This window comes from Campylobacter sp. 110 (assembly GCF_002383965.1).
In the GTDB taxonomy this organism is placed as follows: Bacteria; Campylobacterota; Campylobacteria; order Campylobacterales; family Campylobacteraceae; genus Campylobacter_D; species Campylobacter_D coli.
The window spans coordinates 51,085-75,516 of the sequence record NZ_NXBD01000036.1 but is presented as its reverse complement, the minus strand read 5'-3'; the positions used below and the strand labels follow the sequence as shown (position 1 = coordinate 75,516).

24 protein-coding genes are annotated in these 24,432 nt (G+C 31.8%); 6 read left to right on the top strand and 18 right to left on the bottom strand.

Going from position 1 to position 24,432, the window contains the following annotated elements; genetic code table 11:
- Window positions 1–2: 2 nt before the first annotated feature.
- The 6 genes from BGS43_RS04370 to BGS43_RS04345 all read right to left on the bottom strand — a co-directional run bounded on the left by BGS43_RS04370 (window position 3) and on the right by BGS43_RS04345 (window position 6,442).
- A complete protein-coding gene (locus tag BGS43_RS04370; protein ID WP_002825350.1) occupies window positions 3–842 on the bottom strand; it encodes a septal ring lytic transglycosylase RlpA family protein in 840 nt (279 codons plus the stop codon).
- Window positions 787–1,920, bottom strand: coding sequence for a lytic transglycosylase domain-containing protein (locus BGS43_RS04365; protein ID WP_057038786.1), 1,134 nt, complete (start codon window positions 1,918–1,920; stop codon window positions 787–789). Before BGS43_RS04365 ends, BGS43_RS04370 begins: the two co-directional genes overlap by 56 nt.
- Window positions 1,921–1,922: 2 nt before the next feature.
- Complete coding sequence (locus tag BGS43_RS04360; protein ID WP_096568951.1) at window positions 1,923–2,735, bottom strand: TatD family hydrolase; 813 nt, start codon at window positions 2,733–2,735, stop codon at window positions 1,923–1,925.
- Window positions 2,726–3,970 (bottom strand): bile resistance response regulator CbrR, encoded by a 1,245-nt coding sequence (cbrR, locus tag BGS43_RS04355; protein ID WP_002825347.1) that lies wholly within the window; start codon window positions 3,968–3,970, stop codon window positions 2,726–2,728. The genes BGS43_RS04360 and cbrR overlap by 10 nt, the downstream gene beginning before the upstream one ends.
- A gap of 88 nt (window positions 3,971–4,058) precedes the next feature.
- Window positions 4,059–5,582 (bottom strand): AAA family ATPase, encoded by a 1,524-nt coding sequence (locus tag BGS43_RS04350; RefSeq protein WP_096568948.1) that lies wholly within the window; start codon window positions 5,580–5,582, stop codon window positions 4,059–4,061.
- Window positions 5,582–6,442 (bottom strand): NAD(+) kinase, encoded by an 861-nt coding sequence (locus BGS43_RS04345; RefSeq protein WP_096568945.1) that lies wholly within the window; start codon window positions 6,440–6,442, stop codon window positions 5,582–5,584. Before BGS43_RS04345 ends, BGS43_RS04350 begins: the two co-directional genes overlap by 1 nt.
- A gap of 92 nt (window positions 6,443–6,534) precedes the next feature.
- Here BGS43_RS04345 and aspS point away from each other — a divergent pair, with 92 nt between their 5' ends.
- From aspS to msrA, 4 genes are read left to right on the top strand one after another with little or no spacing between them, the layout of a single operon-like run.
- Window positions 6,535–8,286 (top strand): aspartate--tRNA ligase, encoded by a 1,752-nt coding sequence (gene aspS, locus BGS43_RS04340; RefSeq protein ID WP_096568942.1) that lies wholly within the window; start codon window positions 6,535–6,537, stop codon window positions 8,284–8,286.
- A complete protein-coding gene (locus BGS43_RS04335; protein WP_096568939.1) occupies window positions 8,283–8,858 on the top strand; it encodes an adenylate kinase in 576 nt (191 codons plus the stop codon). The genes aspS and BGS43_RS04335 overlap by 4 nt, the downstream gene beginning before the upstream one ends.
- A 10-nt stretch (window positions 8,859–8,868) precedes the next feature.
- Window positions 8,869–9,387 carry an inorganic diphosphatase gene (gene ppa / locus BGS43_RS04330; protein ID WP_002776378.1) on the top strand — a complete coding sequence of 173 codons (519 nt, stop codon included), beginning with the start codon at window positions 8,869–8,871 and terminating at the stop codon, window positions 9,385–9,387.
- Window positions 9,388–9,434: 47 nt separating this feature from the next.
- The gene (gene msrA, locus BGS43_RS04325; RefSeq protein ID WP_002806713.1) at window positions 9,435–9,935 is read left to right on the top strand and encodes a peptide-methionine (S)-S-oxide reductase MsrA; all 501 of its coding nucleotides are present in this window, start codon (window positions 9,435–9,437) and stop codon (window positions 9,933–9,935) included.
- A 222-nt stretch (window positions 9,936–10,157) separates the two neighbouring features.
- Here the strand turns inward: msrA and BGS43_RS04320 are convergent, their stop codons facing one another.
- From BGS43_RS04320 to ilvC, 5 genes are read right to left on the bottom strand one after another with little or no spacing between them, the layout of a single operon-like run.
- Complete coding sequence (locus BGS43_RS04320; RefSeq protein ID WP_370658866.1) at window positions 10,158–11,012, bottom strand: RsmB/NOP family class I SAM-dependent RNA methyltransferase; 855 nt, start codon at window positions 11,010–11,012, stop codon at window positions 10,158–10,160.
- Between the two features lie 10 nt (window positions 11,013–11,022).
- Entirely contained in the window at window positions 11,023–11,403 is a 381-nt protein-coding gene (ruvX, locus tag BGS43_RS04315) for a Holliday junction resolvase RuvX (protein ID WP_002792200.1), read from the bottom strand.
- A complete protein-coding gene (gene dprA, locus BGS43_RS04310) occupies window positions 11,400–12,170 on the bottom strand; it encodes a DNA-processing protein DprA (protein WP_002825342.1) in 771 nt (256 codons plus the stop codon). Before dprA ends, ruvX begins: the two co-directional genes overlap by 4 nt.
- The gene (locus tag BGS43_RS04305; protein WP_002825341.1) at window positions 12,160–13,194 is read right to left on the bottom strand and encodes a divergent polysaccharide deacetylase family protein; all 1,035 of its coding nucleotides are present in this window, start codon (window positions 13,192–13,194) and stop codon (window positions 12,160–12,162) included. Before BGS43_RS04305 ends, dprA begins: the two co-directional genes overlap by 11 nt.
- Before the next feature lie 3 nt (window positions 13,195–13,197).
- Window positions 13,198–14,220, bottom strand: coding sequence for a ketol-acid reductoisomerase (gene ilvC / locus BGS43_RS04300; protein WP_025398809.1), 1,023 nt, complete (start codon window positions 14,218–14,220; stop codon window positions 13,198–13,200).
- Window positions 14,221–14,342: 122 nt separating this feature from the next.
- On the opposite strand from ilvC, the gene BGS43_RS04295 reads away from it, so the two are divergent.
- Together BGS43_RS04295 and holA are read left to right on the top strand one after the other, a co-directional pair.
- Complete coding sequence (locus BGS43_RS04295) at window positions 14,343–16,277, top strand: RNB domain-containing ribonuclease (protein WP_096568936.1); 1,935 nt, start codon at window positions 14,343–14,345, stop codon at window positions 16,275–16,277.
- Window positions 16,270–17,235, top strand: coding sequence for a DNA polymerase III subunit delta (holA, locus tag BGS43_RS04290; RefSeq protein ID WP_044600772.1), 966 nt, complete (start codon window positions 16,270–16,272; stop codon window positions 17,233–17,235). Before BGS43_RS04295 ends, holA begins: the two co-directional genes overlap by 8 nt.
- A gap of 1 nt (window position 17,236) precedes the next feature.
- Here holA and hypA read toward each other — a convergent pair whose 3' ends face one another.
- The 7 genes from hypA to BGS43_RS04255 all read right to left on the bottom strand — a co-directional run bounded on the left by hypA (window position 17,237) and on the right by BGS43_RS04255 (window position 24,419).
- Window positions 17,237–17,581: a hydrogenase maturation nickel metallochaperone HypA gene (gene hypA / locus BGS43_RS04285; RefSeq protein WP_002876687.1), complete on the bottom strand. Its 345-nt coding sequence runs from the start codon at window positions 17,579–17,581 to the stop codon at window positions 17,237–17,239.
- Complete coding sequence (gene hypE, locus BGS43_RS04280; RefSeq protein ID WP_057040516.1) at window positions 17,581–18,555, bottom strand: hydrogenase expression/formation protein HypE; 975 nt, start codon at window positions 18,553–18,555, stop codon at window positions 17,581–17,583. Before hypE ends, hypA begins: the two co-directional genes overlap by 1 nt.
- The gene (gene hypD, locus BGS43_RS04275; protein ID WP_057040515.1) at window positions 18,552–19,643 is read right to left on the bottom strand and encodes a hydrogenase formation protein HypD; all 1,092 of its coding nucleotides are present in this window, start codon (window positions 19,641–19,643) and stop codon (window positions 18,552–18,554) included. Before hypD ends, hypE begins: the two co-directional genes overlap by 4 nt.
- The gene (locus tag BGS43_RS04270; RefSeq protein ID WP_002776342.1) at window positions 19,627–19,908 is read right to left on the bottom strand and encodes a HypC/HybG/HupF family hydrogenase formation chaperone; all 282 of its coding nucleotides are present in this window, start codon (window positions 19,906–19,908) and stop codon (window positions 19,627–19,629) included. Before BGS43_RS04270 ends, hypD begins: the two co-directional genes overlap by 17 nt.
- Window positions 19,908–20,651, bottom strand: coding sequence for a hydrogenase nickel incorporation protein HypB (hypB, locus tag BGS43_RS04265; RefSeq protein ID WP_096568933.1), 744 nt, complete (start codon window positions 20,649–20,651; stop codon window positions 19,908–19,910). The genes BGS43_RS04270 and hypB overlap by 1 nt, the downstream gene beginning before the upstream one ends.
- Before the next feature lie 77 nt (window positions 20,652–20,728).
- Entirely contained in the window at window positions 20,729–22,918 is a 2,190-nt protein-coding gene (gene hypF, locus BGS43_RS04260; RefSeq protein WP_096568929.1) for a carbamoyltransferase HypF, read from the bottom strand.
- A complete protein-coding gene (locus tag BGS43_RS04255; protein ID WP_096568926.1) occupies window positions 22,899–24,419 on the bottom strand; it encodes a hypothetical protein in 1,521 nt (506 codons plus the stop codon). The genes hypF and BGS43_RS04255 overlap by 20 nt, the downstream gene beginning before the upstream one ends.
- Window positions 24,420–24,432 lie beyond the last annotated feature (13 nt).

Below are 24,432 nucleotides of genomic sequence, written 5' to 3'. Positions count from 1 at the left end.
TTTTACTCACGCACAACAAAAGCACCAGCAAATGCACCACTTGCTGCAAAATCTCTTGCCTCTTCTTCACTTCTAAATCCTGTCAAGAAAACGCGACTCAAGCCATCAACCGAACTTTTGCGTATGGTTGAAGAATAGGTTCTATAAGTTTTATATCTAGATGCTATAGTTTGAGCTCCTGATGGATTTTTAAACGCTCCAATTTGCACCATAAAATTTCCACCTTCATAAATTTGACCGTTATTTGCGATTCCGCCACTAACTCCATAATTTATATTTGAATGAACGACATTATTACCTGAACTAGCCGAACCAAAACCTATAACCTCAAGTCTCACAGGAGCTGTTCCTGCAGCAATCATATCGATTTGACTTGCAGCACCCTTAGAAAGATCTATAATTCTGTTATTTACAAAAGGACCCCTATCGTTAACACGCACGGTAACTTGGCGGTTATTGTTTAGGTTAGTTACCTTTAAAATGGTATTCATAGGTAAAGTTTTGTGAGCTGCGGTTAAACCATTTTGATTATAAGTTTCACCATTAGAAGTTTTTTTACCATGAAAACCTGGTCCATACCAACTTGCTATACCATCTGCTGTTTCACCCACTGATACAACAGTTGGATAATAAGTTTTACCATTTATAGTATAAGGTTTCATAGTTCCTTTACTTCCGGATCCTGAAGGACTACTATGAAAATCATTACTTGGATAATATATTTGTGCTGAACCTACGCTAGAAAAAAGACCTCCGAAGCATCCGCTAGAAAAAGTTGCAACTAAACTAGCGGCTAACAACTTGGGTAAAGTTTTCTTTAGCTTTTGTTTTATAGTTTGCATTTTTATTCTCCTTAATAGGTATGATTAATTTTTGATTGATACTTAAGTGATTTTTGGCGATTTTATTTAATTCTCGAATTTGCTCTACGCTAGTATTATATTTTTTAGCGATTTTATATAAAGAATCGCCTGATTTTACAACATAAATTTTAGTCATAGGTATGGTTGTATCTACTTTTGCAAGCTTTTCAACTTTAAAATTTTTATCAAAAAAAGCTACTTTATTTAAAGGAATATACATATAATACCCCTTACCTGGAGGAGTAAAACCATGTTTAAAATGTGGATTATATTTTTTAAAAGTTGCCAAATCCATATTTAAATTTTTAGCCAAATCTTTTAATGCGACCGAAGAAGGAGCATCAACCTTTGCAAAATCGTTATTTAAAGCATAATTAACCAAAGCTCCATCTTTATCAAGTAAAAAATCCCTATCATTAGCCAAGAAAGCTAAAGTTAAAATTTTGCGTATAAAATTTCTAGTTTCTAAAGAAAGATATTTTTTACCAGGATCGATTAATACTCTTAAATCATCACTTCCTGCTTGCTTTATTGCTTGACGCAATTTCCCATTTCCACAATTATAAGCTAAAAGCGCCAAATACCATTTGCCAAATTCTTCTTTTAAGCTTTTTAGATAATGAACCGCGGCATATGTAGATTTTACAGGATCGCGTCTTTCATCAACATAAGCATCAATTCTAAGTCCTAAATTTCTTGCCGTGGGTTGCATAAATTGCCACACACCTACTGCCTTAGCATTAGAAACGCTATGTGCTTTTAATCCTGATTCTACCATAGCTAGATATAAAATTTCTTCAGGAACTTCTTGTTGTGCTAGAATTTTTCTTATCATAGGAGTAACTTTTGAGAAATTTTGTATACCATCAATCAAAGTCGGAGCATGCTTTGATCTTAAATCCTGCTGACTTTGCACAAAAGCTAAATCACTGATAAAACTTGGATCAATGTCTAAATTTCTTAAAACACTCATTTGTCTTTCATAAAATTCAGGAGTGGTAGTTTGTGCAAAAAGAAAGTTATAAAATAAAATAAAACAAAATATAATTTTTTTCATATTTAACCTTTAAAAAATAATCTATAAGAATTTTCCAAGCAAATCCTTAAAAGCTCTTGCCTTGGTAAATCAAGAATTTCACTCATTTTATTGGCTACAAATTGAGTCAATAAAGGCTCATTCCTTTTATCACGATAAGGCTCTGGAGTAAGATAGGGAGCATCGGTTTCTAGCAACAATCTATCTTTTGGAATTTGTGGTAAAATATTTACTAAATTCTTAGCATTTTTAAATGTTAAAACACCACTGATTCCAAAATAAAATCCATCATCACTAAGACGCAATAAATGTTCGCTTGCGTTAAAACAATGCAAAACCCCTCCAACAAGCTCTTTAGAATGCTCATGCAAAATTTCATAAGTATCATTGTTTGCTTCGCGAGAATGGATAATAACAGGCTTTTTAAATTCTTTAGCTAGCTCAAGTTGAGCTACAAAAAGCCTTTTTTGCTCTTCTTTTTCTTTTTCTCTCTCTTCTAAATCTTCACTTTTAAAACGAAAATAATCAAGTCCACATTCACCTACGGACACGCATTTTTCGTCTTGCAAATATGCTCTTAAAATTTTCTCATCAAAACCTTCTAGCTCATAAGGATGCACACCTGCGGCAAAAAATACATTTTCATATTTGCTAGCAAGTTCTGCTGCATAAGGTAAATCTTTAATATCTGCACCTGGTATGATGATTTTTTCTATACCATTATCAAATGAATGCTTTAAAAGCTCATCTAAATCCTCTTTAAATACTTCACTATCTAAATGACAATGAGTATCGATGATCTTTAGACCATCTTTAAATTCAAGATTTAAGAACATACTTCTACTCTATCTTTACCATTGGCCTTAGCTTGCGAAAGTGCTTTTGAAGCTTTATCGACTAAGATTTCAAATTTATCTCCACTCTTGGCAAAAACTACCCCTATAGAAGCAGTAAAAAAGACTTCATCTAAATTGACTAAAATTCCAGCTTTTTTTATATTGACTCGAATGCGAGAAAGAATTTTAATCGCCCTTTCTTGCGAAATATTCTTTAATACTATGCAAATTTTTTCAGCACTATATCTACCCACAATATCACGCCCTTTGGTTTCATTAACAATCTCATCAGCGCAAATTTTAATAATTTTATCCCCTACTTCATAGCCGTATTCTTCATTTAAATTTCTTAAATTATCTATATCTAAGAATGCAAAAGCAAATTCTTCTTCTTTGCTTACAATTTCATTTAAATAATCTTCAACGCAACTCAATAAAGCATTGGAATTTTTTATCCCGGAAATAGGATCAAGATTGTTATAAATGCTTAAAAACTGCATATTGGCCATATAATGAAGACATTTATCCAAGCGACAATTTAAACTTTCTTTACTTAAGGGTTTTACCAAATACTCATTAGCTCCACTTACAAGTAAACTAGCTTCTAAAGCATCATCTTTATCACCTAAAATAATTACACCCAATTCATCATCACTAAAACGCGCTCTTATTTCGCTTAAAAGCTCACTTCCGCTAATAACAGGCATGTTCGCATCAGCGATAATAAGCTTCACATCGCTATTGTCATTTAAATAACTCATCGCTTCCTCACCATGAGCAGCGGCCAAAACATTAAATTTTCTTTGTGTGAGAATTTTTTTTATTTTATTGCGTTCAGGAAGTTTACTTAGTGCTAAGATAACCTTAGTCTTAGCATAACGCTCAAGCTTGACAATAGAATCTATAATCTGATCTATACAGGTATCGCTTTCTTTAAAGATATAATCTAAAATATCTTTATCCATAAATTTATCTCTTGTAGCTTTATCGTTGCTCGCGGTTAATACAATAACAGGCCAATTTTTTGCCAAAATATAATCCACCACTTCCCCATTAGGTGCATCAGGCAAGCATAAATCTGCAAAAGTTAAAAAATACTCATCATTGGGCAATGCCTTAACTTCAGCAAGGCTAAAAACAATATCAACTTCATGATTTAAAGTAGTTTGTATCTTTTTAGCTAAAAGCTTTCCAAGCATTTTATTATCATCAATCAATAAAATTTTTTTATTCATAATCTATAAAAATACCTTTTTTAAAACTAAATCTTTATAATAAAATTAAAAAAAACCCAATTCTAACACAAACAAATAAAAATTCCGCTTAAGCTTTAAACAAAGTTTTAGCAAATTCCAAAGCCTCATCTGTGATAGTCTCGCCACTTATCATTCTTGCTAATTCTTTAATTCTCTCTTTATCTTTAAGTTTTTTAACCGTGCTACAAGAAGCATTTTTTTCAACCAAAAAATGATTATGAGCTTTTGAAGAAAGCTGCGGTAAGTGAGATATAGCAAAAATTTGATAAAAAACAGAAAGCTCACTTAAAACATTGGCTATACTCATCGCTTCTTTACCACTTAAATTAGCATCAATCTCATCTAAAAATATTATCCCTGTGCCTGAATTTAAAATTCTACACTCAGTCGCGATAAAAGCAAGTCTTAAACGATTAAGCTCACCTGAACTTAAATTTTTTAAATTTGCAGCATTGATACTTAATTTGATCTCATCTTTTCCCAAAGAAGTGATTTTTGAAGTATCTACTAATTCCAAACTCACATTTTTCATATAAAGGTTTTTTAGATAATCGTTTAAAAAATCCTCTAAAGTTTTTAAATTTTGCATACGAGCTTGAGTTAATAACTGAGTACTTTGATTGATTTTCTTTTCGATTTTTTCTAGTTTTTTTTCAAGTTCTTTTTTTTCAAAGCTTAAATTATCATAATGAGCGAGTTCATTTTTTTTATTTTCTAGCACTTCTAAAGCATTTTCTATACTCTCATAACGCTTGATCAAAGAAGATAAATCTTCGATTCTATTGAGTACTTCTTCTATATCAAAATCCAAATCTTCGATTTTTTCATTTTCGGCTATGATACGAAGTTCATTTAAACATTCGCTAAAAAAACTCGTATCTTTTTCGCTAAGATTTAAAGCATCAATAACTACTTTTTCTAATTCAAAAATAGCACTTGCCTTTTCCCAAGCTGCTTCTATTTTGTCTTTTTTTGATAATTTCTTTTTAAGATTTAAAAGCTCTTCGTATTCTCCGACTTTAGGATTGATTTTAGAAATTCTTTCAATCTGTGCACTTGCTAATTCTTTAAGCTCTTCAATCCTTTTTTCTTCTTCTAAAATTGCTGTTAACTCTTCTGAAATTTGAAGCCATTGTTTATAATCATCTTTAAAATGAGATAAAAAATCTTCAAATTCAGGATTTTTCGCACATTCTAAAGCATCTAAAAGATTTAAAAATTTCTCATTGCTAAATTCATTGATTTCTTTAGCACTTAGATATTTAATAAATTTTTTACTCAAATGAATCAAACTTTTTTTTAAAATACTTTGATTATTGATGAAATATTTTGTATTTTTATCCTTTAAAAGCTTAAAAACATTTTCCTCTTCACCTTCTATGCCGTATTCTTCTAAATCTATCTTATCATCAAGCTCAATCTCAACAAGCTTTGCCTCACTCTCGCTTAATGCAAAAGCAGACAATATACCCTTAAAGAGTACAGACTTTCCCGCCCCGCTTAAACCCGTAAAGACTGTAAGCCCTTGAGAAATTTCAAGCTCAACCTCTTTAAAGCCAAGATTTTCTTTCATCAAAACTCTATTTATCATCAATGTCCCCAATTTAATTTTTCTCTTAATATTTGAAAATAATCTCGATTTTTAGGATGTATAAGTGCCACACTTTTATCACTAAGCCCCACTTTAACGCTTTTAAAATCATTCATTTTATAATTTTCTTGTCCATCTATACTAAAAATACAATCTTTTGCGCCTATTTCAAGATCAAAGTCCTTAGGCAGTACTATAGGGCGTTGGGTTAAAGAATGCGAACAAACGGGCGTAAGTATAAAAGCTTGCGCTAAAGTATAAACTATAGGCCCATTTGCACTTAAATTGTATGCTGTAGAACCTGCTGGAGTAGCTACTATAAGACCATCTCCAAAATATTCGTTAAATTTTTTAGCTTTGCGAAATACCTCTATATGCGCCATAGAAGCTTTTCTATCCTTGCTGATCACTACATCATTAAAAGCAAATTTTTGCATGATTTGACCATCATTACTTTCTAAAATAATACTCAATAAAAAAGGATTTTCTACCCTAAATTCTCCCCTGAAAAAAGCTTCAAAAAAAACTTCAGCTTCATCCACTTTAAAACCTGTTAAAAATCCTAAATAACCCGCATGAATTCCTAAAACCGCTTTATTATACTCGCAAGCTTTTCGGCATAAAGAAATCAAAGTTCCATCACCACCCAAAGAAATTACAAAATCTGAAAGCTCAAACAATGTATCAAGGTCGTATTTTGGTAATTTTACAATTTCAGAACTTTCCTTATAGAGCAAAAGCTCCACACCTTTTTTTTCTAAAATTTCTTTTAGAATCAAAATTTCCTTGTCTAAATTTGAATTAGGACGCGCCGCAAGTCCGATTTTTTTAATGTTTTTATAATCTATTTTATTTTGCATAAAAAATTATAACAAATCTTAGCTAAGCAAAAGAATAAAAATATTATAATTTTAACTTATATGTTAAAAAAATTAATTTTCAAGGAAAAATTTTGCGAAGTCATTACAATACAGACTTAAATTCTACCCACATAGGCGAAGTGGTTAAACTTTGCGGATGGGTTAATAGCTACCGAGATCATGGCGGCGTAATTTTTATTGATTTAAGAGATCGTAGTGGTATTATCCAACTTGTATGCGATCCAAATGATAGCAAAGAAGCTCATGAAATAGCCTCTCGCACAAGAAATGAATTTGTTTTAATAGCCGAAGGAAAAATTCGTCCTCGTGGAGAAGGACTTACAAATCCTAAACTAAAAACCGGCGAAATTGAAGTAGTAGTAAGCAAGCTCATTATCGAAAATGAAAGTGCTGTCCCTCCTTTTGGCATAGGTGATGAAAGTGTAAATGAAGAATTACGCCTTAAGTACCGCTTTTTAGATTTAAGAAATCCTAAGCTTTATGAAAATTTTGCACTACGCTCCAAAGCTTGCATAGCTGCTAGAAATTCTTTAGCAAATATGGGATTTTTAGAAGTTGAAACCCCTATCTTAACCAAAGCCACTCCAGAAGGAGCAAGAGATTATCTTGTACCATCGCGCGTACATCAAGGAGAATTTTATGCTCTTCCTCAAAGCCCTCAGCTTTTCAAACAACTTTTAATGTGTAGCGGTTTTGATCGTTATTTTCAAATTGCTAAATGCTTTAGAGATGAAGATTTAAGAGCAGATCGTCAGCCTGAATTTACACAAATTGATGTTGAAATGAGTTTTTGCGAGCAAAAAGATGTGATTGCTACGGCTGAAACCTTTTTAAAAGATATTTTTAAAGCTTGTGGCAAAGAAATTCAAATCCCTTTTAGACAAATGCCTTACAAAGAGGCTATGGAAAACTACGGAAGTGATAAGCCTGATTTGCGTTTTGATTTAAAACTGATCGATGTTATAGATATCTTTGCAAAGTCAAATAATGAAATTTTTGCAAATATTGCCAAAGATAGCAAAAAAAATCGTGTCAAAGCTTTACGCGTTCCAAAGGGTGATACTATCTTTTCAAAAAGACAAATGCAAAGATTTGAAGAATTTGTACGCAAATTTGGAGCTCAAGGCTTGGCCTTTATACAAGTTAAAGAAGATGGGCTTAAAGGTCCACTTTGTAAATTCTTTAGCGAAGAAGATTTAAATGAGCTAAGCAAACGCTGTGAGCTTGAAGTAGGAGATGTGGTATTTTTCGGTGCAGGAGCTAAAAAAACCGTGCTTGATTATATGGGAAGATTTAGAATTTTCTTAGCTGGAGAACTTAATTTAATCAACCCTGATGCTTTGGAATTTTTATGGGTAGTTGATTTTCCTATGTTTGAACAAAATGATGATGGAAGTTATTCTGCAATGCATCACCCTTTCACTATGCCAAAAAATATCGATGAGGCCGACTTAGAAGAAATATCATCTATCGCTTATGATGTTGTACTTAATGGCGTTGAACTGGGTGGTGGTAGTATAAGAATTCATAAAAATGATATCCAGCAAAAAGTCTTTAAATTGCTCAATATCGATGAAGAACAGCAAAAAGAAAAATTTGGATTTTTACTTGATGCTCTAAGTTTTGGCGCTCCACCACATGGAGGTATTGCTATAGGGCTTGATAGACTTATCATGCTAGTAACAGGAGCAAATAGCATAAGAGAAGTTATAGCATTCCCAAAAACTCAAAGAGCACAATGCTTGATGACGGATGCTCCTTCAGCTGCTAGCAATGAAGCCATGAGAGAATTAGGAATCAAATTAAGGGAGAATATAAAATGAAAGAATTATTTTTAATTATAGGTGCACCAGGAAGCGGAAAAACTACAGATGCTAGTTTGATTGCACAAGCTGATGCGGATGTTACTCATTATTCTACAGGAGATCTTTTAAGAGCGGAAGTAGCAAGCGGAAGTGAACTTGGCAAAACCATAGATGGTTTTATTTCTAAGGGAAATTTAGTTCCATTAGATGTAGTTGTAAATACTATAGTTTCAGCGCTAAAAGCTGCTCCTGCAAAAACAGTTATTATCGATGGCTATCCAAGAAGTGTGGAGCAAATGGTAGAATTTGATAAAGTTTTAAGCGAGCAAAATGAAATTTGTCTAAAAGGCGTAATCGAAGTAAGAGTGAGTGAACAAGTAGCTAAAGATCGCGTTTTAGGAAGAAGTCGTGGCGCAGATGACAACGAAGAAGTGTTTTATAATAGAATGAAAGTGTATACCGAGCCACTAGAAGAAATCATTTCTTTTTACCAAAAGAAAAAACTTCATTTCATCATCGATGGAGAACGCACTATCGAACCTATCGTTGCTGATATGAAAGAACTGATTAAAAAAATTCAAAGTATATAAGGATAAAAAAATGGACTTAAGCAAAATCAAAATCGGAGATATTCCAAACAAAATCAATGCTGTAATCGAAATTCCATACGGATCAAGCATTAAATACGAAATCGATAAAGATAGCGGTGCGATCATGGTGGATCGCGTTATGGCTAGCGCGATGTTTTATCCAGCAAATTATGGTTTTATCGCAAATACCTTAGCTGATGATGGTGATCCTGTGGACATCTTAGTCTTAAATGAATACCCTATCCAAGCAGGTGCAGTTATTCCATGTCGTTTAATCGGTGTTTTAATCATGGAAGATGAAAGTGGAATGGATGAAAAACTTCTTGCTGTGCCAAATTCTAAAATCGACGCAAGATATGACAATATCAAAACCTATACTGATTTACCACAAGCAACTCTAAATAAAATCAAAAATTTCTTTGAAACTTATAAAATCTTAGAACCTAACAAATGGGTAAAAGTGCAAGATTTCAAAGATGAAAAAGCTGCTGTTGAAATTTTAGAAAAAGCGATTAAAAACTACAAATAAATTCTTTATTTAGCCTTTTATAGGCTAAATCTTTAAGGAAATTCTTTATGAAAAATATCATTTTAGGTGGCGGATGTTTTTGGTGTGTAGAAGCTGCTTTTGAAAATTTTGAAGGCATTATACACACTGAAGTAGGCTACACGGGCGGAAATGACAATCCTAGCTATGAAAGTGTTTGCAATGGCGATGGCAATATAGAAGTGGTTAAAATCATTTACAATGAAACCAAAATTTCCTTAGAACAAATCTTAAGCCTATTTTTTAAAATTCATGATCCAACTAGCTTTGACAAACAAGGAGCTGATATAGGAATTCAATATCGTTCGGCAATTTTTTATGAAAACCAAAGCGATAAAAATACCATAGAAGATTTTATAAAAAAAGAACAAGTTAATTTTTCACTTCCGATTGTCACACAAATTTATAAACTTCAAAAATATTACAAAGCAGAAGATTATCATCAGCATTATTTTATACACAATCCCAACCAAAGCTATTGTCGTTTTGTTATAGCACCTAAGCTAGAAAAAATTAGAAATTACGAGTGAAATTATCTTTTTAAGTTTTAAAAAATTTATTTTTTATTCACAGGCTTTTCACGATGTGATTTTCTTTTCAAAGCCCTAAAAATAGGACTTTAAGTTTTAAATTCTCTAAAAAAATATTTATTGTTTTTTAAGTTTTTTTGTGAATTTACTTGAAGATGTGAATAATTTTAATATATAATGAAATTTTAGCTTCTATGTGAACTTAGCCTTAAAGAATTAAAATCAATTTTTCCTTAATTTAGCGATAAAAAATCCGTCGTATTCTTCACAAGGTAAAATGCGTTTACATTTAGAAGTCGCTTCAAATTCGCTACTTTGCCCATTTTTTGCCAAAGCATTTTCTAAATTTATATCCAAAAGCTCTATATCAAAATCACTTCTTAAAGCATTTTCTATCACTTCTTCATTTTCCTCTTTGGTAAAAGTGCAAGTACTATAAACAAGCTCTCCGCCTACTTTCAAAGCCTTGAGCGCAGAATGTAAAAGTTTTTTTTGAAGTTTGGCTATGTTTTTAATCTCTTTGGAGCTTTTTTCCAGCTCTAAACCCATTTTTGCTAAAGTAGAACAAGGTGCATCAAGTAAAATTTTATCAAATTTTAAAGGGCATAAATTTCCTATATTTTTACCATCTTTCATAAAAACTCGAGCTTTTACTCCATAATTTTTCAAATTCTTTTGCAAGGTAAAAAACCTATCTTTACTTGCTTCATTGCAAGCTAGATAGCCTTCATTTTGCATAAAATTAGCAAGATTGATACTTTTTCCACCAGGTGCTGCACACATATCTAAAACGCTTTGTCCTGCTTTTACATCCAAATTTAAAGCGCACAAATAAGACGCATAATTTTGTATATAAAATTTAAATTCATTAAAAGCTTGCATAGAACTCAAAATACTTTTATCACAAGCCTTAAAAAGATAGCAGTATTCGTTAAGCTTTTCATACTCTAAATTCAAATCTTGAAATTCTCTTTCAAGTGTTAAATTATCACATTTTAAGCGATTTATAAAACAGCATATTTTTTTGGGCAATTTAAAAGAATTTTTAAGATTTTCAAATTCTTTATCATTATAAATACTGGCTAGATTATATTCCAAAATAATCCTTTATCATGATTAAAGCTGCTAAAGAGTCTAGCTTGGCATCTTTTTTGCGTGTATTAGCCACACCATATCCTAAAGCTTCTTTACTTGTTCCGCTTTCATCTACAAAGCGAATTTCTTTATCGAATTCAAGCAAAGATACAAAATGCTTAATGCGTCTTGTCATTTCTTCTTCGCTTGAACCTCCTTTGGGAATACCTACAATCAATAAAGAAATATCATGAATTTGAAGTAAATTTTTAACTTCATTTGCAGCTTGATTGCGATTTGTTCTGATTATACCCTCTAAAGGAATGGCGATTTTATCGATACAAAGCGCCACGCCTATACGCTTTAAACCCACATCTAAAGCCAAAGCTCTCATACTAAAACCCTTATAAAAAGACCCTCTATGGAAATTTTTCCTTCAAGTTCGTACTCATAGACTTTTTCTCCATAAATTTGAGTTGCTTCATCCACACTCACACCCTGTCTACAAAAGTCTAAAAATTCATCCTTTTCTTCTTCTATAACCCCAAAACAACTTGCAAATTCTTTAAAATCTAAAAGCAAATTCGCATTTTTTTCTTGTAAGAGTAAATTTGTCCCATCGCTTTCATTTTTGCGTTGGGGCAAAACATATAAAGGTTTATTAAGCTCCAAAGCAAGTCTTGCACTTTGCATGGAGCCGCTTTGCAAATCTGCTTGCGCAACAACAACGGCTTCACTCAAAGCGATAATCAGCCTATTTCTAAGTAAAAAATCATAAGGCTTAGGCTTATAGTGGGATTCGTTTTCGCTTAAAGCCAAAGCATTTTCATAAATTTGTTTTATAATTTTTTCATTGCTTCTAGGATAAATTTCATCAAGACCATTGGCAAAAACCCCTATAGTGCTTGGCATAGCCGCCATACTTGCACTGATATCAACACCCAAAGCACCTCCGCTTACAACACTTATCTTTGAATTTTTAAGCAAATTTGAAAGCTCAAAAACGCAATTTTTAGTGTAAGTGCTCATACGCCTAGAGCCTATAATGGCTATCTTTCTTTGTTCTAAGAGTTTTAAATTTCCTTTATAATAAAGTTTTTTAGGAGGATTTTTCAACTCTTTAAAAAGCTCTAGATAAGCGCTTGGTAGTTCACTTTGCATAAATCTCACTTAAATACACTAACTCAACACTTTTAAGCAAATCTTTGCTTTGCTCTAAGGCTTTAAAAGTATTTTTCCTAGGATGTCCTATAGCTATCGCAAAGCCTTTTTGCTTAGCAAGCCTTACTGCCTCCATAAGTTGTTTTTTAATATAAGCAACATCATCGCGATTGTCTAAAAATACATCTCTTTGTATATAAATTTGCCCCAAGGCTTTAGCTACCTTAGGCGCTTTAGAACTTGCTATGGTTTTGGAATCTACAAAAATCAATTCTTCTTTTTCAAAGGCTTTATAAAGTTTTTTCATTGCTTTTTCATCACTTGTAAATAAGCTTCCTGTATGATTGTTGATAAATTTTAAATCTTTAAAATCTTTTTTTACTTGTTGTATTTTTTTAAAAATACGCTTTTCACTATCGCTTGGATTTAAGGTATCAAACTCAGGCTTAGTATAATTCATCGCTGCTAAAGGTAAATGCACCATATAAAAATCAAATTTTAGAGCAAGTTTTGGGGTATCGATATGATTTTTATCGGGTGGAAAAAATGAAGGGATAAGTTTGAGTTTTAAGGCCTGTAAAGCCTTAACTTGACTTATGTTCGCCATATCATCTATAATGATAGCAAGGCGGGCTTGTTTTGTTTTACTTAAATTCATATCTTTTGTAAGATTTTCTTCCTTGCTTAAATTTTGTTCTACTACAAGGCTTAAATTTTCATCTATAATACTACTTAAATTTAAATCTTTTATTTGCTCTTCTAAAATGCTTTGATTGTTTTCTTGAAAATTATCATTTTCGTCTTTATAAGGAATTTCTTTAAAAATACTCAAATGATTTTCATTGGATATATTTTCTTGCTTGGGTTCTATTGTTATATTTTTACTAGAATTTTGAGCGAATTTTAATGCATTTTGAGAATCTTGATATTGAATCAAAATTCCCAAAAATAAAATCACGCATATTAAAAAAAGTATAGCTATGATTAAATAACGCTGAATTTGAACTAATTTTTTCTTTGACAATGTTTAGTTCTTATCTTTATCTACTAATTTTTTAGCACTGATCCAAGGCATCATAGCACGCAAATTGCATCCTGTTTTTTCTATCAAAGAATCATTCATATTTTTGCGTTCTGCATGCATTCTAGCAAAACCTGCACGGCGTTCTAAGATAAAATCTTTTGCAAAAACACCATTTTGTATATCTTTTAAAACACCTTTCATCGCTTTTTTAGTCTCTTCAGTGATAATCTTTGGCCCTGTGATGTAATCGCCGTATTCTGCAGTATTTGAAATAGAATAACGCATATCTGCAATACCACCTTGATAAATCAAATCCACAATGAGTTTCATTTCATGCAAACACTCAAAATAAGCCATTTCAGGTTCATAACCTGCTTCAACCAAAGTTTCAAAACCTGCTTGAATCAAAGCACTAAGTCCACCACAAAGCACAGCTTGCTCACCAAAAAGATCTGTTTCTGTTTCAGCTTTAAAAGTCGTTTCTATGATACCTGTACGACCTCCACCAATAGCACTTGCATAACTTAAGGCTAAATTTTTAGCATTTTTGCTTTCATCTTGATGGATAGCTATTAAACAAGGAGTGCCACCACCTAGAGTAAATTCATTTCTTACTGTATGTCCAGGTGCTTTTGGAGCTATCATGATTACATCTATACCTTTAGGAGCTACGATTTGACCATAATGTATATTAAAACCATGTGCAAAAGCTATAGCCTTGCCTTCACTTAAATTTGGTTTTATTTCCGCATTAAAAATATCAGCTTGAATTTCATCCGGAGCTAAAATCATAATCACATCTGCTACTTTCGAAGCTTCGCTTACGCTCATCACTTCAAAACCTGCACTTTTTGCTTTAGAAAAACTTGCCCCATCTTCACGAAGCCCGATGACAACATTAACCCCATTGTCTCTTAAATTCATAGCATGAGCATGTCCTTGAGATCCAAAGCCTATAATTGCCACTTTTTTTGATTTAATCAAACTTAAATCACAGTCTTTGTCATAATAAACTGTAACAGCCATTATTTTACTCCTTAATAAATTCAAAATTAAAGAGCTTATTATAACAATAAAGTTTTAAATTTCATATTTTTTTTATAAACTTTATGCAAGAATTCTCAAGAAAATTTACATAAAGTAAAGCAGTGAAAGAATTTTTAAACAATCTTAATTACGGCATAAGTGCTCATGAAGTTAGCAATGAATTTAAACAAATTCTAAGAGAGCTTCTAGTTAATAACATCATCAAAGAACACAAAAATAGATATTATCTTAATAATGGCTATGTTTTTGGAACCCTTGATATTTCGAGCAAGGGCACGGGATTTTTACAGTGTTTTGATGAGAGTTTTAAAAAAGATTTACTTATAGAAAATAAAAATTTAAAAGGAGCAAATTACAAAGATATCGTTGCTGCTAAATTACTCCCCTTAAAGAAAAAACGCCCTAGTGCTAAAGTAGTTTTGGTTTTAAAAAGAGCCAATGAAACCTCACTTGTTATCACCAAAAGATACGGTGAAGCAGTTCTTGGGATGAATATCAAAACAGGATTAAGTACCGCCTTAAAAGCCTCGCAAAAATCTCTAAAAGCACTACCTTTAGGGACGATTTTAAAAATAGAAAATGAAAATAACAATATCATAGAAGTTTTAGGACATATCGATGATGAAAGTGTAGATGAAAAAATCTCCTTAGCTCTTTTTAATAAAAATAACGAATTTAGCGACGCTTGTATCAAAGAAGCTCTAGCAAATGGCGATAGCGTTGATGCGAGTATGTATGAAAATCGCATGGATTTAAGAGCCTTGCCTTTTTGCACCATAGATCCTATACATGCAAAAGATTTTGATGATGCGATTTATTTTGACACCCAAAAACGAGAAATTTATGTAGCTATTGCTGATGTTAGCGAATATGTTTATGCTTATAGCGCTATAGATAAAGAAGCAAGAAATCGTGGATTTTCTATTTATTTTCCACATATTGCTATACCTATGTTACCGCATCCTTTAAGTGAAAATATCTGTTCTTTAAAACCTCATTTAGATCGCTTAGCGTATTGTTTTAAAATCACACTCAATCATGAAAATAAAGTCATAAAAGAAGAACTTTTTGAAGGTATTATCAATTCAAAACGCCGTTTTAATTATGATGAAGTGGATGAAATTTTGATTCAAAAGCCAGATTTAAAAGAACTCTCTTGGCTTTATAAGCTTTTTGAAATCACAAAAACTTTACGCAAAAATCGTCTTAAAAATGCCTTTGAATTTCGCACCGAAGAATTAAGAATGAATTTAGATGAAAATTTAAGTCTAAAAAGTACAGTTTTTGAAAAAGACACGCCTTCGCATAATTTGATCGAAGATTGTATGCTTTTAGCCAATAAAGCCGCAGCAAAACTCATAGATATAGGTGTTTTTAGAAATCACTTAAGTGCTGATGTAAGAAAAATCGATAAGCTTTTAAATGAATTACGCGAACTAGGCATCGATGTAAATTTTAAGCCCAATCTTCCTGAGCTCATACGCGACATACAAGCTTTAGCCGATGAGCTTGGCTTAAGAGCAGAAGTGGATAAACTCATCGTTAAAGCTCAAAAAAAGGCGGAATATTCTAGCGTCAATGCGGGACATTTTGGCTTAGGTTTTGATAAATACTCACATTTTACAAGCCCTATAAGAAGGTATTCTGATCTTATTTTGCACAGACTTTTAAAAGCCAAGCAAAAAAACGATGAAAAACTTTTTAATTATCTACTTTTAAACATAGAAAGCACTTGCGAAAACCTTAGCGTGCTTGAAAGAGAGGCGGATAAGGTTGCTTTTGATTTTATGGATAGAAAATTTGCTAGATGGGCAGCTAAAAATATAGGCAAAAAATTTAAAGCTTTAGTTGTCCAAAATGATGGAGTTTGCATAGCCAAACTAGATGATGAAATCAAAGGAGCGGATATAATCCTTTATGATACGCGTGTAAATTTGCTAGAAAATGTTGAAGTACAAATCATGGAAGCGGATATAGTTATGGCAAAAATTTATGCTAAAATCACCCAAAGACTTATAAAGGAAGAAAATGTATAGAAAAGAGCTTCAAATCTTACTTTCTAAAGATTCAATACCTAATTTTTTCTTTCTTTATGGAGCAGATAATTTTCAAAGCGAACTTTATGCTGAATTTATAAAAGAAAAATATAAGCCCGATGAAACTTTGAAACTTTTTTTTGAAGAATACAACTTCACTCGTGCGAGTGATTTTTTAAGCGCAGGATCACTTTTTAGTGAAAAAAAATTACTCGAAATTAAAACTTCTAAAAAAATTCCAACAAAAGATCTTAAAGTTTTAGTAGATCTTTGTAAAAACAATACGGACAATTTCTTTCTTTTAGAGCTTTATGATGAAAGTTCTAAACAAAGCGATATAGAAAAAATTTTCTCTCCTCATTTTGTAAGATTTTTTAAAGCTAACGGAGCTAAAGAAGGCGTGGAGCTTTTAAGCATAAAAGCAAAACAACTAGGGGTTGAAATCACTCAAAATGCTTTATTTACTCTTTTTACAAGTTTTGATGAAAACTTATATCTTGCTGCGAGTGAGCTTAATAAATTTAGTGGTTTAAGAGTAGATGAAAAAACCATAGAACAATACTGCTATAGTTTGAATACAGGAAGTTTTGAAAGCTTTTTTGAGAAAATTTTAAAGAAACAAGACTTTAAAAGCGAACTTGAAAAAATTTTAGATAATTTTAATGAAATTGCTTTAATCAACTCTTTGTATAATTCTTTTTATCGTTTGTTTAAAATCGCACTTTATGCTAAAGTCAATGGTAAAATTGACTTTAAAGATCTTTTAGGCTATACTCCACCTCCTCAAGTGGGACAAAATTTAAGCTCTCAAGCCTTTAGTTTAAAAATCGAACAATATAAAGAAATTTTTACTCTTTTGCTTAAATGCGAATACGAGCTTAAAACCAATTCTAAGCTCGTAAAAAAAGAATTTTTGATTTCAAATTTTCTTAAACTTGCAAGGATTTTAAAAAGCTAACTCACTCCATCACAAGTCGCATAAGGTGTAAGTCCTCACCTTGTGTGATTTTATATTCTATACTTTGACATTTAGGACACTTAAAAACATTTTCTTCTAAAATGCTTACTTGATCACATTTTAAGCATAAAATTTCAAGTGGAGCAAGTTCTATAAAAAGTTTAGCATTTTTACAAATATTTGAGTTTTCTTTAAAAGTTTCAAAACAACGCTTAAAAAGATCCACTTCTATACCACTCAAACGCCCGATTTTTACATAAATTTCTTGCACATTGTAAGCCTTATTGTTTAAGGCATTTTCTTCACAAAGTTCGATTAAAGATTCTACTATACTTAATTCGTGCATTAGCAAATTCTTGGTAAAAGTTCGCCTTTAGGACTTTCTAAAAAGCGTTTTGCCCCATAAGCGTTTTGTAAGATCACACGTGCTTTTTTCTCTTCTAAAACTTCTCCTATAATACTCGCATTTACATTGTATTTTTTTAGAATTTCTAAGGCTTTTAACTCATCTTCTTTTTCCACGCAAAGTATGAAAGTGCCTTCATTTGCAAGCTCATAAGCTTCATAACCAAAAAGCTCGCAAAGTCCTAAAACCTCATCTTGAACGATGATTTTTTCTTCAAAGATCAAAAGATCATTTCCGCTTTGCTTTGCCCACTCATTTAAAACCGCACTAAGTCCCCCACGAGTAGCATCTCTCATAGCTACAACCTTTATATCTTTTTCTAAAAGCTCTAAAACCTCTTTATCCAAAGCCTTACAATCACTTTTAACATCAGCTTCTAACTCATTTCTTTTGATTAAAACACTAGCTCCATGCCTTCCTATATCACCTGAAAGAAGTATACTAAGCCCTGCTTTGATATTTTTACTTTCTTTTTTAGAAATAATTTCACCCAAGGCCGTAGTGTTGATATAAATTTCATCTGCTTTGCCCTTAGGAACAACTTTAGTATCGCCACAAACTAACATAACTCCGCATTTTTCACATTCTTCTTTAATGCTTTTTAAAATGCGTTCTAGTTTTTCTAGCTCAAAACCTTCTTCTAAGATAAGCCCTAAACTTAGATATTTTGGCTTAGCACCTACCATCAAAACATCGTTAATAGAACCACAAACACAAAGTTTGCCTATATTGACCTCTTCATCTAAAAAAATCGGACTTAAAACAAAAGAATCCGTGCTTAAAGCCAAATTTCCCAAAATCGCCGCATCATTGCTTTCGTTTAAAATTTTATTATCAAAGATCTTAAAAAGCTTAGTTAAAAGCTCGTTCATCTCTTCTCCGCCACCTCCGTGGGCTAAGGAAATATTTTTCATACATTCACCTTTGAGTATTTATAATACGCCGCACAAGCACCCTCGCCAGAAACCATACAACTTCCTATAGGACTTCTTGGCGTACAAGCCTTACCAAAAACTTTACAATCATAAGGCTTGGCCAAACCTCTTAAAATTTGCCCACAAATACAGGCTTTGCTTTCATTTTTACTTTGCACCGTACAATCAAATTTTTTACTCGCATCGTAAGCACTAAATTCTTCTTTTAACTCCAAGCCTCCATCTTTAATAAGTCCTAAGCCACGAAATTCAAAATCACACACCCTAAAGTATTTTTTTACTAAATTTTGTGCTTTAACATTGCCTTCTTTGCTTACGGCTCTTTTGTATTGATTATACACTTTAAAAGTGCCTTCATTGCTTTGTTTTATGATATTTAACACACTTTCTAAAATATCAACTGGCTCAAAACCACTCACCGCTATAGGGGTTTTAAACTTTGCTGCTAAAGGCTCATAAATACCATAACCTGTTATCACACTCACATGAGAAGGGCCTAAAAAAGCATTGATTTTTACATTTTCATCATTCATGATCGCTTCTATGGGTGCTGGAACCGTGATATGATTGATATGAAAAAAGACATTATTTATTTTTTCTTCTATAACCTTTTGAAGAAGTAAAGCACTCATAGGCGTAGTGGTTTCAAAACCTATAGCAAAAAAGATGATATTTTTGTTTAAATTTTGCTTAGCGATTTCCAAAACTTCAAGCGGAGAATAAAGTGCTCTAACATCAGCCCCTTTAGCTCTTAAATCCAGTAAAGAAATTTCACTTCCAGGCACCCTTAAAAGATCCCCTAAGGTACAAAAAATCGTATCTTTCATGGAGGCTAGCTTAATAGCTGTATCAATGCGAACTCTTGGCATAACACAAACAGGACATCCTGGCCCATGGATAAAGTTAATTTCCTTTGGCAAAATAGAAGGCAAAGCATATTTCATGATACTATGCGTATGCCCACCGCAAATTTCCATGATATTGATAGGATTTTTAAGTTCTTGTTCTATAAGTTTTTTTAAAGCTAAAATGCTTTCTTTATCTCTAAATTCATCGATGAAATTCATTTAAACCCAAATCTCCCTCATCACTTTTTATCTCTCCACTATTCATTTTTTCTACTATTTCTTGATAGGTTTTAATGCTTTCTAGTGCAGCTTCTTTGTCGATTTTTTCCATAGCAACGCCTACATGGATTAAGACATAATCGCCCTGTTTTAAAGGCTCATCAATCAAATCCAAATTAACTTTTCTTTTCACACCTAAAGTTTGTACTAAAGCATTGTTTAATTCATCGATTTCTAAAATTTCAGAAGGTATAGACAAACACATTAAAAAAGCTCCTTTTTAAGTTTGAGCACCTTATACCAAAGCTCCATATTAGTGCCATTTTTTGCATCAAGAGTGATAATATCTGCTCTAGGATTTAATTCTTTAATCAACCTAGTCGCCTCTTTAATATCGAAATCAAAATGATGAGCCAAATCTGCCTTTGTGATTAAAACTATATCAGCCTTTTTAAACATCACGGGGTATTTTTGCGGTTTATCACTTCCTTCAGTTACCGAAAGCAAAACCACTTTTAAATGCTCTCCTAAATCATAACTTGCAGGACAAACCAAATTTCCAACATTTTCTATAAAAAGCAAATCCACATCATCAATGGCTAAATGGTGCAAAGCCTCATGCACCATAAAAGCGTCCAAATGACAGCTTTGCCCTGTAGTGATTTGATACGCCAAAGCTCCGGCATTTTTTACTCTTAGAGCGTCATTATTGGTTTCTAAATCCCCTTCAATCACAGCAATTTTAAGTTCATTTTTCAAAGCCTTAATCGTGCTTTCTAAAAGCGTGGTTTTTCCACTACCTGGAGAACTCATTAAATTGATACAAAGCGTGTTAGCTTCATTAAAATGCGCTCTATTATGCTTAGCTTCTTCATCATTTTTGCTTAAAATTTTAGAAATCACTTCTATGGTTTTACCCTCTTTTAAGCTTGGATTTTCATGATGGTGATCGTGATGATGACCATGCGTATGGCTTGAATTTATAGAGCAGCCGCAATCTTTACACATTTTCTTTCCTTATATATTTTTTGTTTCATTTTAACCTTAAAAGCATTAAAAAATTATGAGTTTTTAGAATATTTGCTTTATTTTTCTAAATTTAAAAAATGCACCATTTGTCCTAAGGCTATGGAGCTATCATTACAAGGGTACTTTAAAGGTATAAAAAAATCAAAATTTTTAGCTTTTAAAATTTCAAGCAAGGTTTTGTTTTGAAAAATCCCTCCGCTTAAAAGCACTTTTAAATCATAATCTTTGCTAAAATCTATGATAAAATTTGCCAAGGCATTAAACATACCTGTAATCGCCTTAGTTTTTTCATCTTGCAAAGCTCCTAGGATTAAATTTTTAAAATTAACCTGCCCTTTTTCTACAAAAAGCTTATAAGAAAAATCAAGATTTTTATCATAAAAAGCTTCACACATTAAGCCAACTTGAGCTTCATAAGAACTTTTTTCTAAGTTAAAAACAATACTTCCAAAAGCATCGATAATGCGTCCTAAAGAACTTGTTTGTAAGTTAGAATGAGAATAAATTTTTTTAAGATTTTTAAGTTTAATTTTTGGAATTTTTGCTAAAAAGTCCTTAGCCTTATCTTCTAAATCATAATGAAAAATAAGACTTAAGGCTAAATTTTGTATATTTTTAATATCACTATTTATAAGAGTGAAATTTTCAAAATGTGCAATTCTTTCATATTCTTTTAAATTTCCTACAAAAACTTCTCCACCCCAAATTTTACCATCTTCGCCATAACCTGTTCCATCACAAATAAAAGCTAAAGCCTTTTCATCTTTTGCAAAATTTTCTTCGTATTCAAAATAAGCCGCACAAAAATGCGCATAATGATGAGAAATTTTAATCCTTTCTTCAAATTCTTTTGCATAGCTAAAATGCGGGTGTTTATCACACAAAATCGCATCAAATTTCAAATCATAATTTTGTTTAAAAAATTCTAAAAGTTTAAAAAATCTCTCATGCACATCAAGACTTTTCAAATCCCCTATATAAGGAGAAATTAAAAGTTTATTTTCATAAAAAATCACAAATTCATTTTTAAGCTCTGCACCCAAAGCTAAAAAAGTGCCTTTTTTATTAAAATTTCTTTCCAAATAAAAAGGATTTAAACCCCTTGAAGTACGCAAAAACATAGTTTCACCATTTACCACTTGAGCTATGCTGTCATCACTTGCATTGATAATTTCCCTATCATAATCCAAATAAAAATCAAAAACTTTATCAAGTTTTTTACACAAATTAAACTCATCTTTAATAATACTTTCTCCGCTTAAATTCGCACTCGTTGCTACAAGGCTTCCTTTAAAATACTCAAAAAGCAAAAGATGTAAAGGTGTATAAGCTAACATAATACCGATTTTATCAACATCAGGAGCGATTAAAGAAAAGGCTTTTTTTGCCTTTAAAATCACAATAGGAGCTAAAACCCCACCAAGCAAAGCTTCTTCTTTTTCATCTATAAAGGCAAGTTCTTTAGCACTTTGTAAATCTTTACACATCAAAGCAAAAGGTTTTTTAGGGCGATTTTTTCTAAGTCTTAGAGTTTTTAAAGCTTCTTCATTAAAAGCATCGCACATGAGATGAAAACCACCTATGCCTTTTATGGCTAAAATTTTACCTTCCTTTAAAAACTTCGCACTTTGCATAAAAGCTTCTTGATCTTTAGCTAAAATTTCACCCTTTGGATTTTTAAGAAAAACATTGATTTTGCATTTAGGACAACTAATAGGCTGGGCATGAAAACGCCTATTTTTAGGATCTTCATATTCACTTTTACAAAACTCACACATCAATAATTCTTGCATAGAGGTATTAAATCTATCATAAGGAAGACTTTTTATAATACTAAAGCGTGGCCCACAATGTGTGCAAGTGATAAAAGGATATAAAAAGCGTGGATTTTTTTCATCAAAAAATTCTTTTTTACACTCCTTACAAAGCGCAAAATCGCTTAACATAGGCGTGCTTTTTGTATTCTCTAAAGAAGGAGTAATGCTAAAATTCTCATAGTTTGAAATTGAAATTTGCGTGATTATAAGCTGATCTATTCTTGCTAAAGGTGGAAGATGATTTTTTAAATTTTCTATGAAATTTTCACATTCTTTTTGAGTGCAAGCAAGGATGATTTCTACCCCAAAACCATCATTTCTTACCTCTCCAAAAAGCTTTGATTTCAAAGCTAGTTCATAAACTAAAGGGCGAAAACCCACCCCTTGAACTAGACCTGAAATTTTGATCTTATACCCTAAGTGGCGCATCGCTTAGCTGACAATTTTTAAGATGTTTTAAAGTATTTTTAAGCAAAGATTTATGTTCAAACAAAGATCCACTTATAAGCGCTAAATCACTTTGCTTTTTCTCTCTTAATTCATCATAAGTATCACGTAAGAAATAAGCCAAACTCTCAACCGCTCCATAGGCGATATTAGCACTATCTACACCTGCTAACATAAAACTCATGGCAGATCTTAAGGTTCTTGTATAATCAAAACTTTTATCTTCTTTCAAGCGATAATCAATCTTTACTCCACGAGGCATTTTTGACTCATCAGCGATTTTTAAAAGCTCACTAGCACTCTCTTGTAAATTTCTACCCAAATTTAGCACTCTACCCAGCAAGCCAAGCAAGGAATAAAAATTGTTTTGAAGCTCAAAATTTTCATCTAAAAGAGGAAATTCCTTGTTAAAATTTTCTAAAAGCCTTGCACCAATTTCATCTTTTTTAATCTCTTCATAAAGTTCTTTGCTGTGTTTTGGCAAGGAAAGTTTAAGTAAATTAAGCTCTTTATTGATAAGCAAAATATCTTCATAATCCTTACTTAGCTCTAAAATAAAAGCCTTTTCTTTATAACGGCTTACAAGATAAGAAATTCTTGCCATATTTTTATCTTCTTTAGAAAAAATAAGCTCTCTTGCCTTAGCATTGATAAATTCAAAGCCTTCCAAAACCACCACTTGCTCATCTAAAGCACTGATATAAAAATCTTTTTGATATTCTTCTATCTTTTTTACACTTAAAAATTTATATTCATTTTCAAAAAGTTTTAAACCTAAAGCAAAACAAAACAAATCCCTAGCAAGTCTGATTTTAAAATCATTAAAATCAAGATTGTGATTTTTTCTAAACATGGCATTAAGCCTTAGTTTCATCAAAGGTTTTTCTAAACTTGCAAGAAATTTTAAATTTTCATTTGAACAAACAAAAACTGAATTTATAGCCTTAATATCACAAGGAAGCAAAAAATCTCCTATAAATTCGTTCTTAAACAAAGAAAATTCATAAATACCATTTTTATCTTTTAAATAAATCTTTTTTTCTTGACTTAACAAATCAAAAGCAAGATTTAAAAAAGTATTGAAATTTTCTTCATTGATTTTTTCAAATTCTGATAAATTGCTTGAAAATTCACACTCACAAAACACACCCCATTCATTTTTGTTTAAAAGTTTTTTTTCTTGATAAGCATTAGAATTTAAATGCGTAATATAAGAAAATTTCGAAAATTCTTTATCTTCTGGTATACAAGGGCTAAAACCCTGCCCCGCTTTTACATCAAATTTTTTCAAAAAAACGCTATGACTCATGAAATTCAAAGAATCACAAAAAGTCTTTAAATTTTCTTCATCTGCATCGATAGAAAAATGATAAGTATTTTTTTCTTTACTAAGGGTGTAGTTATAATTTTTCGCATAAAAACGCAATAAATATTCAAAAATATCATTATCCGCATTATAAATAAAATCAAAATCCAAAGTCATATTATGCCTTTTT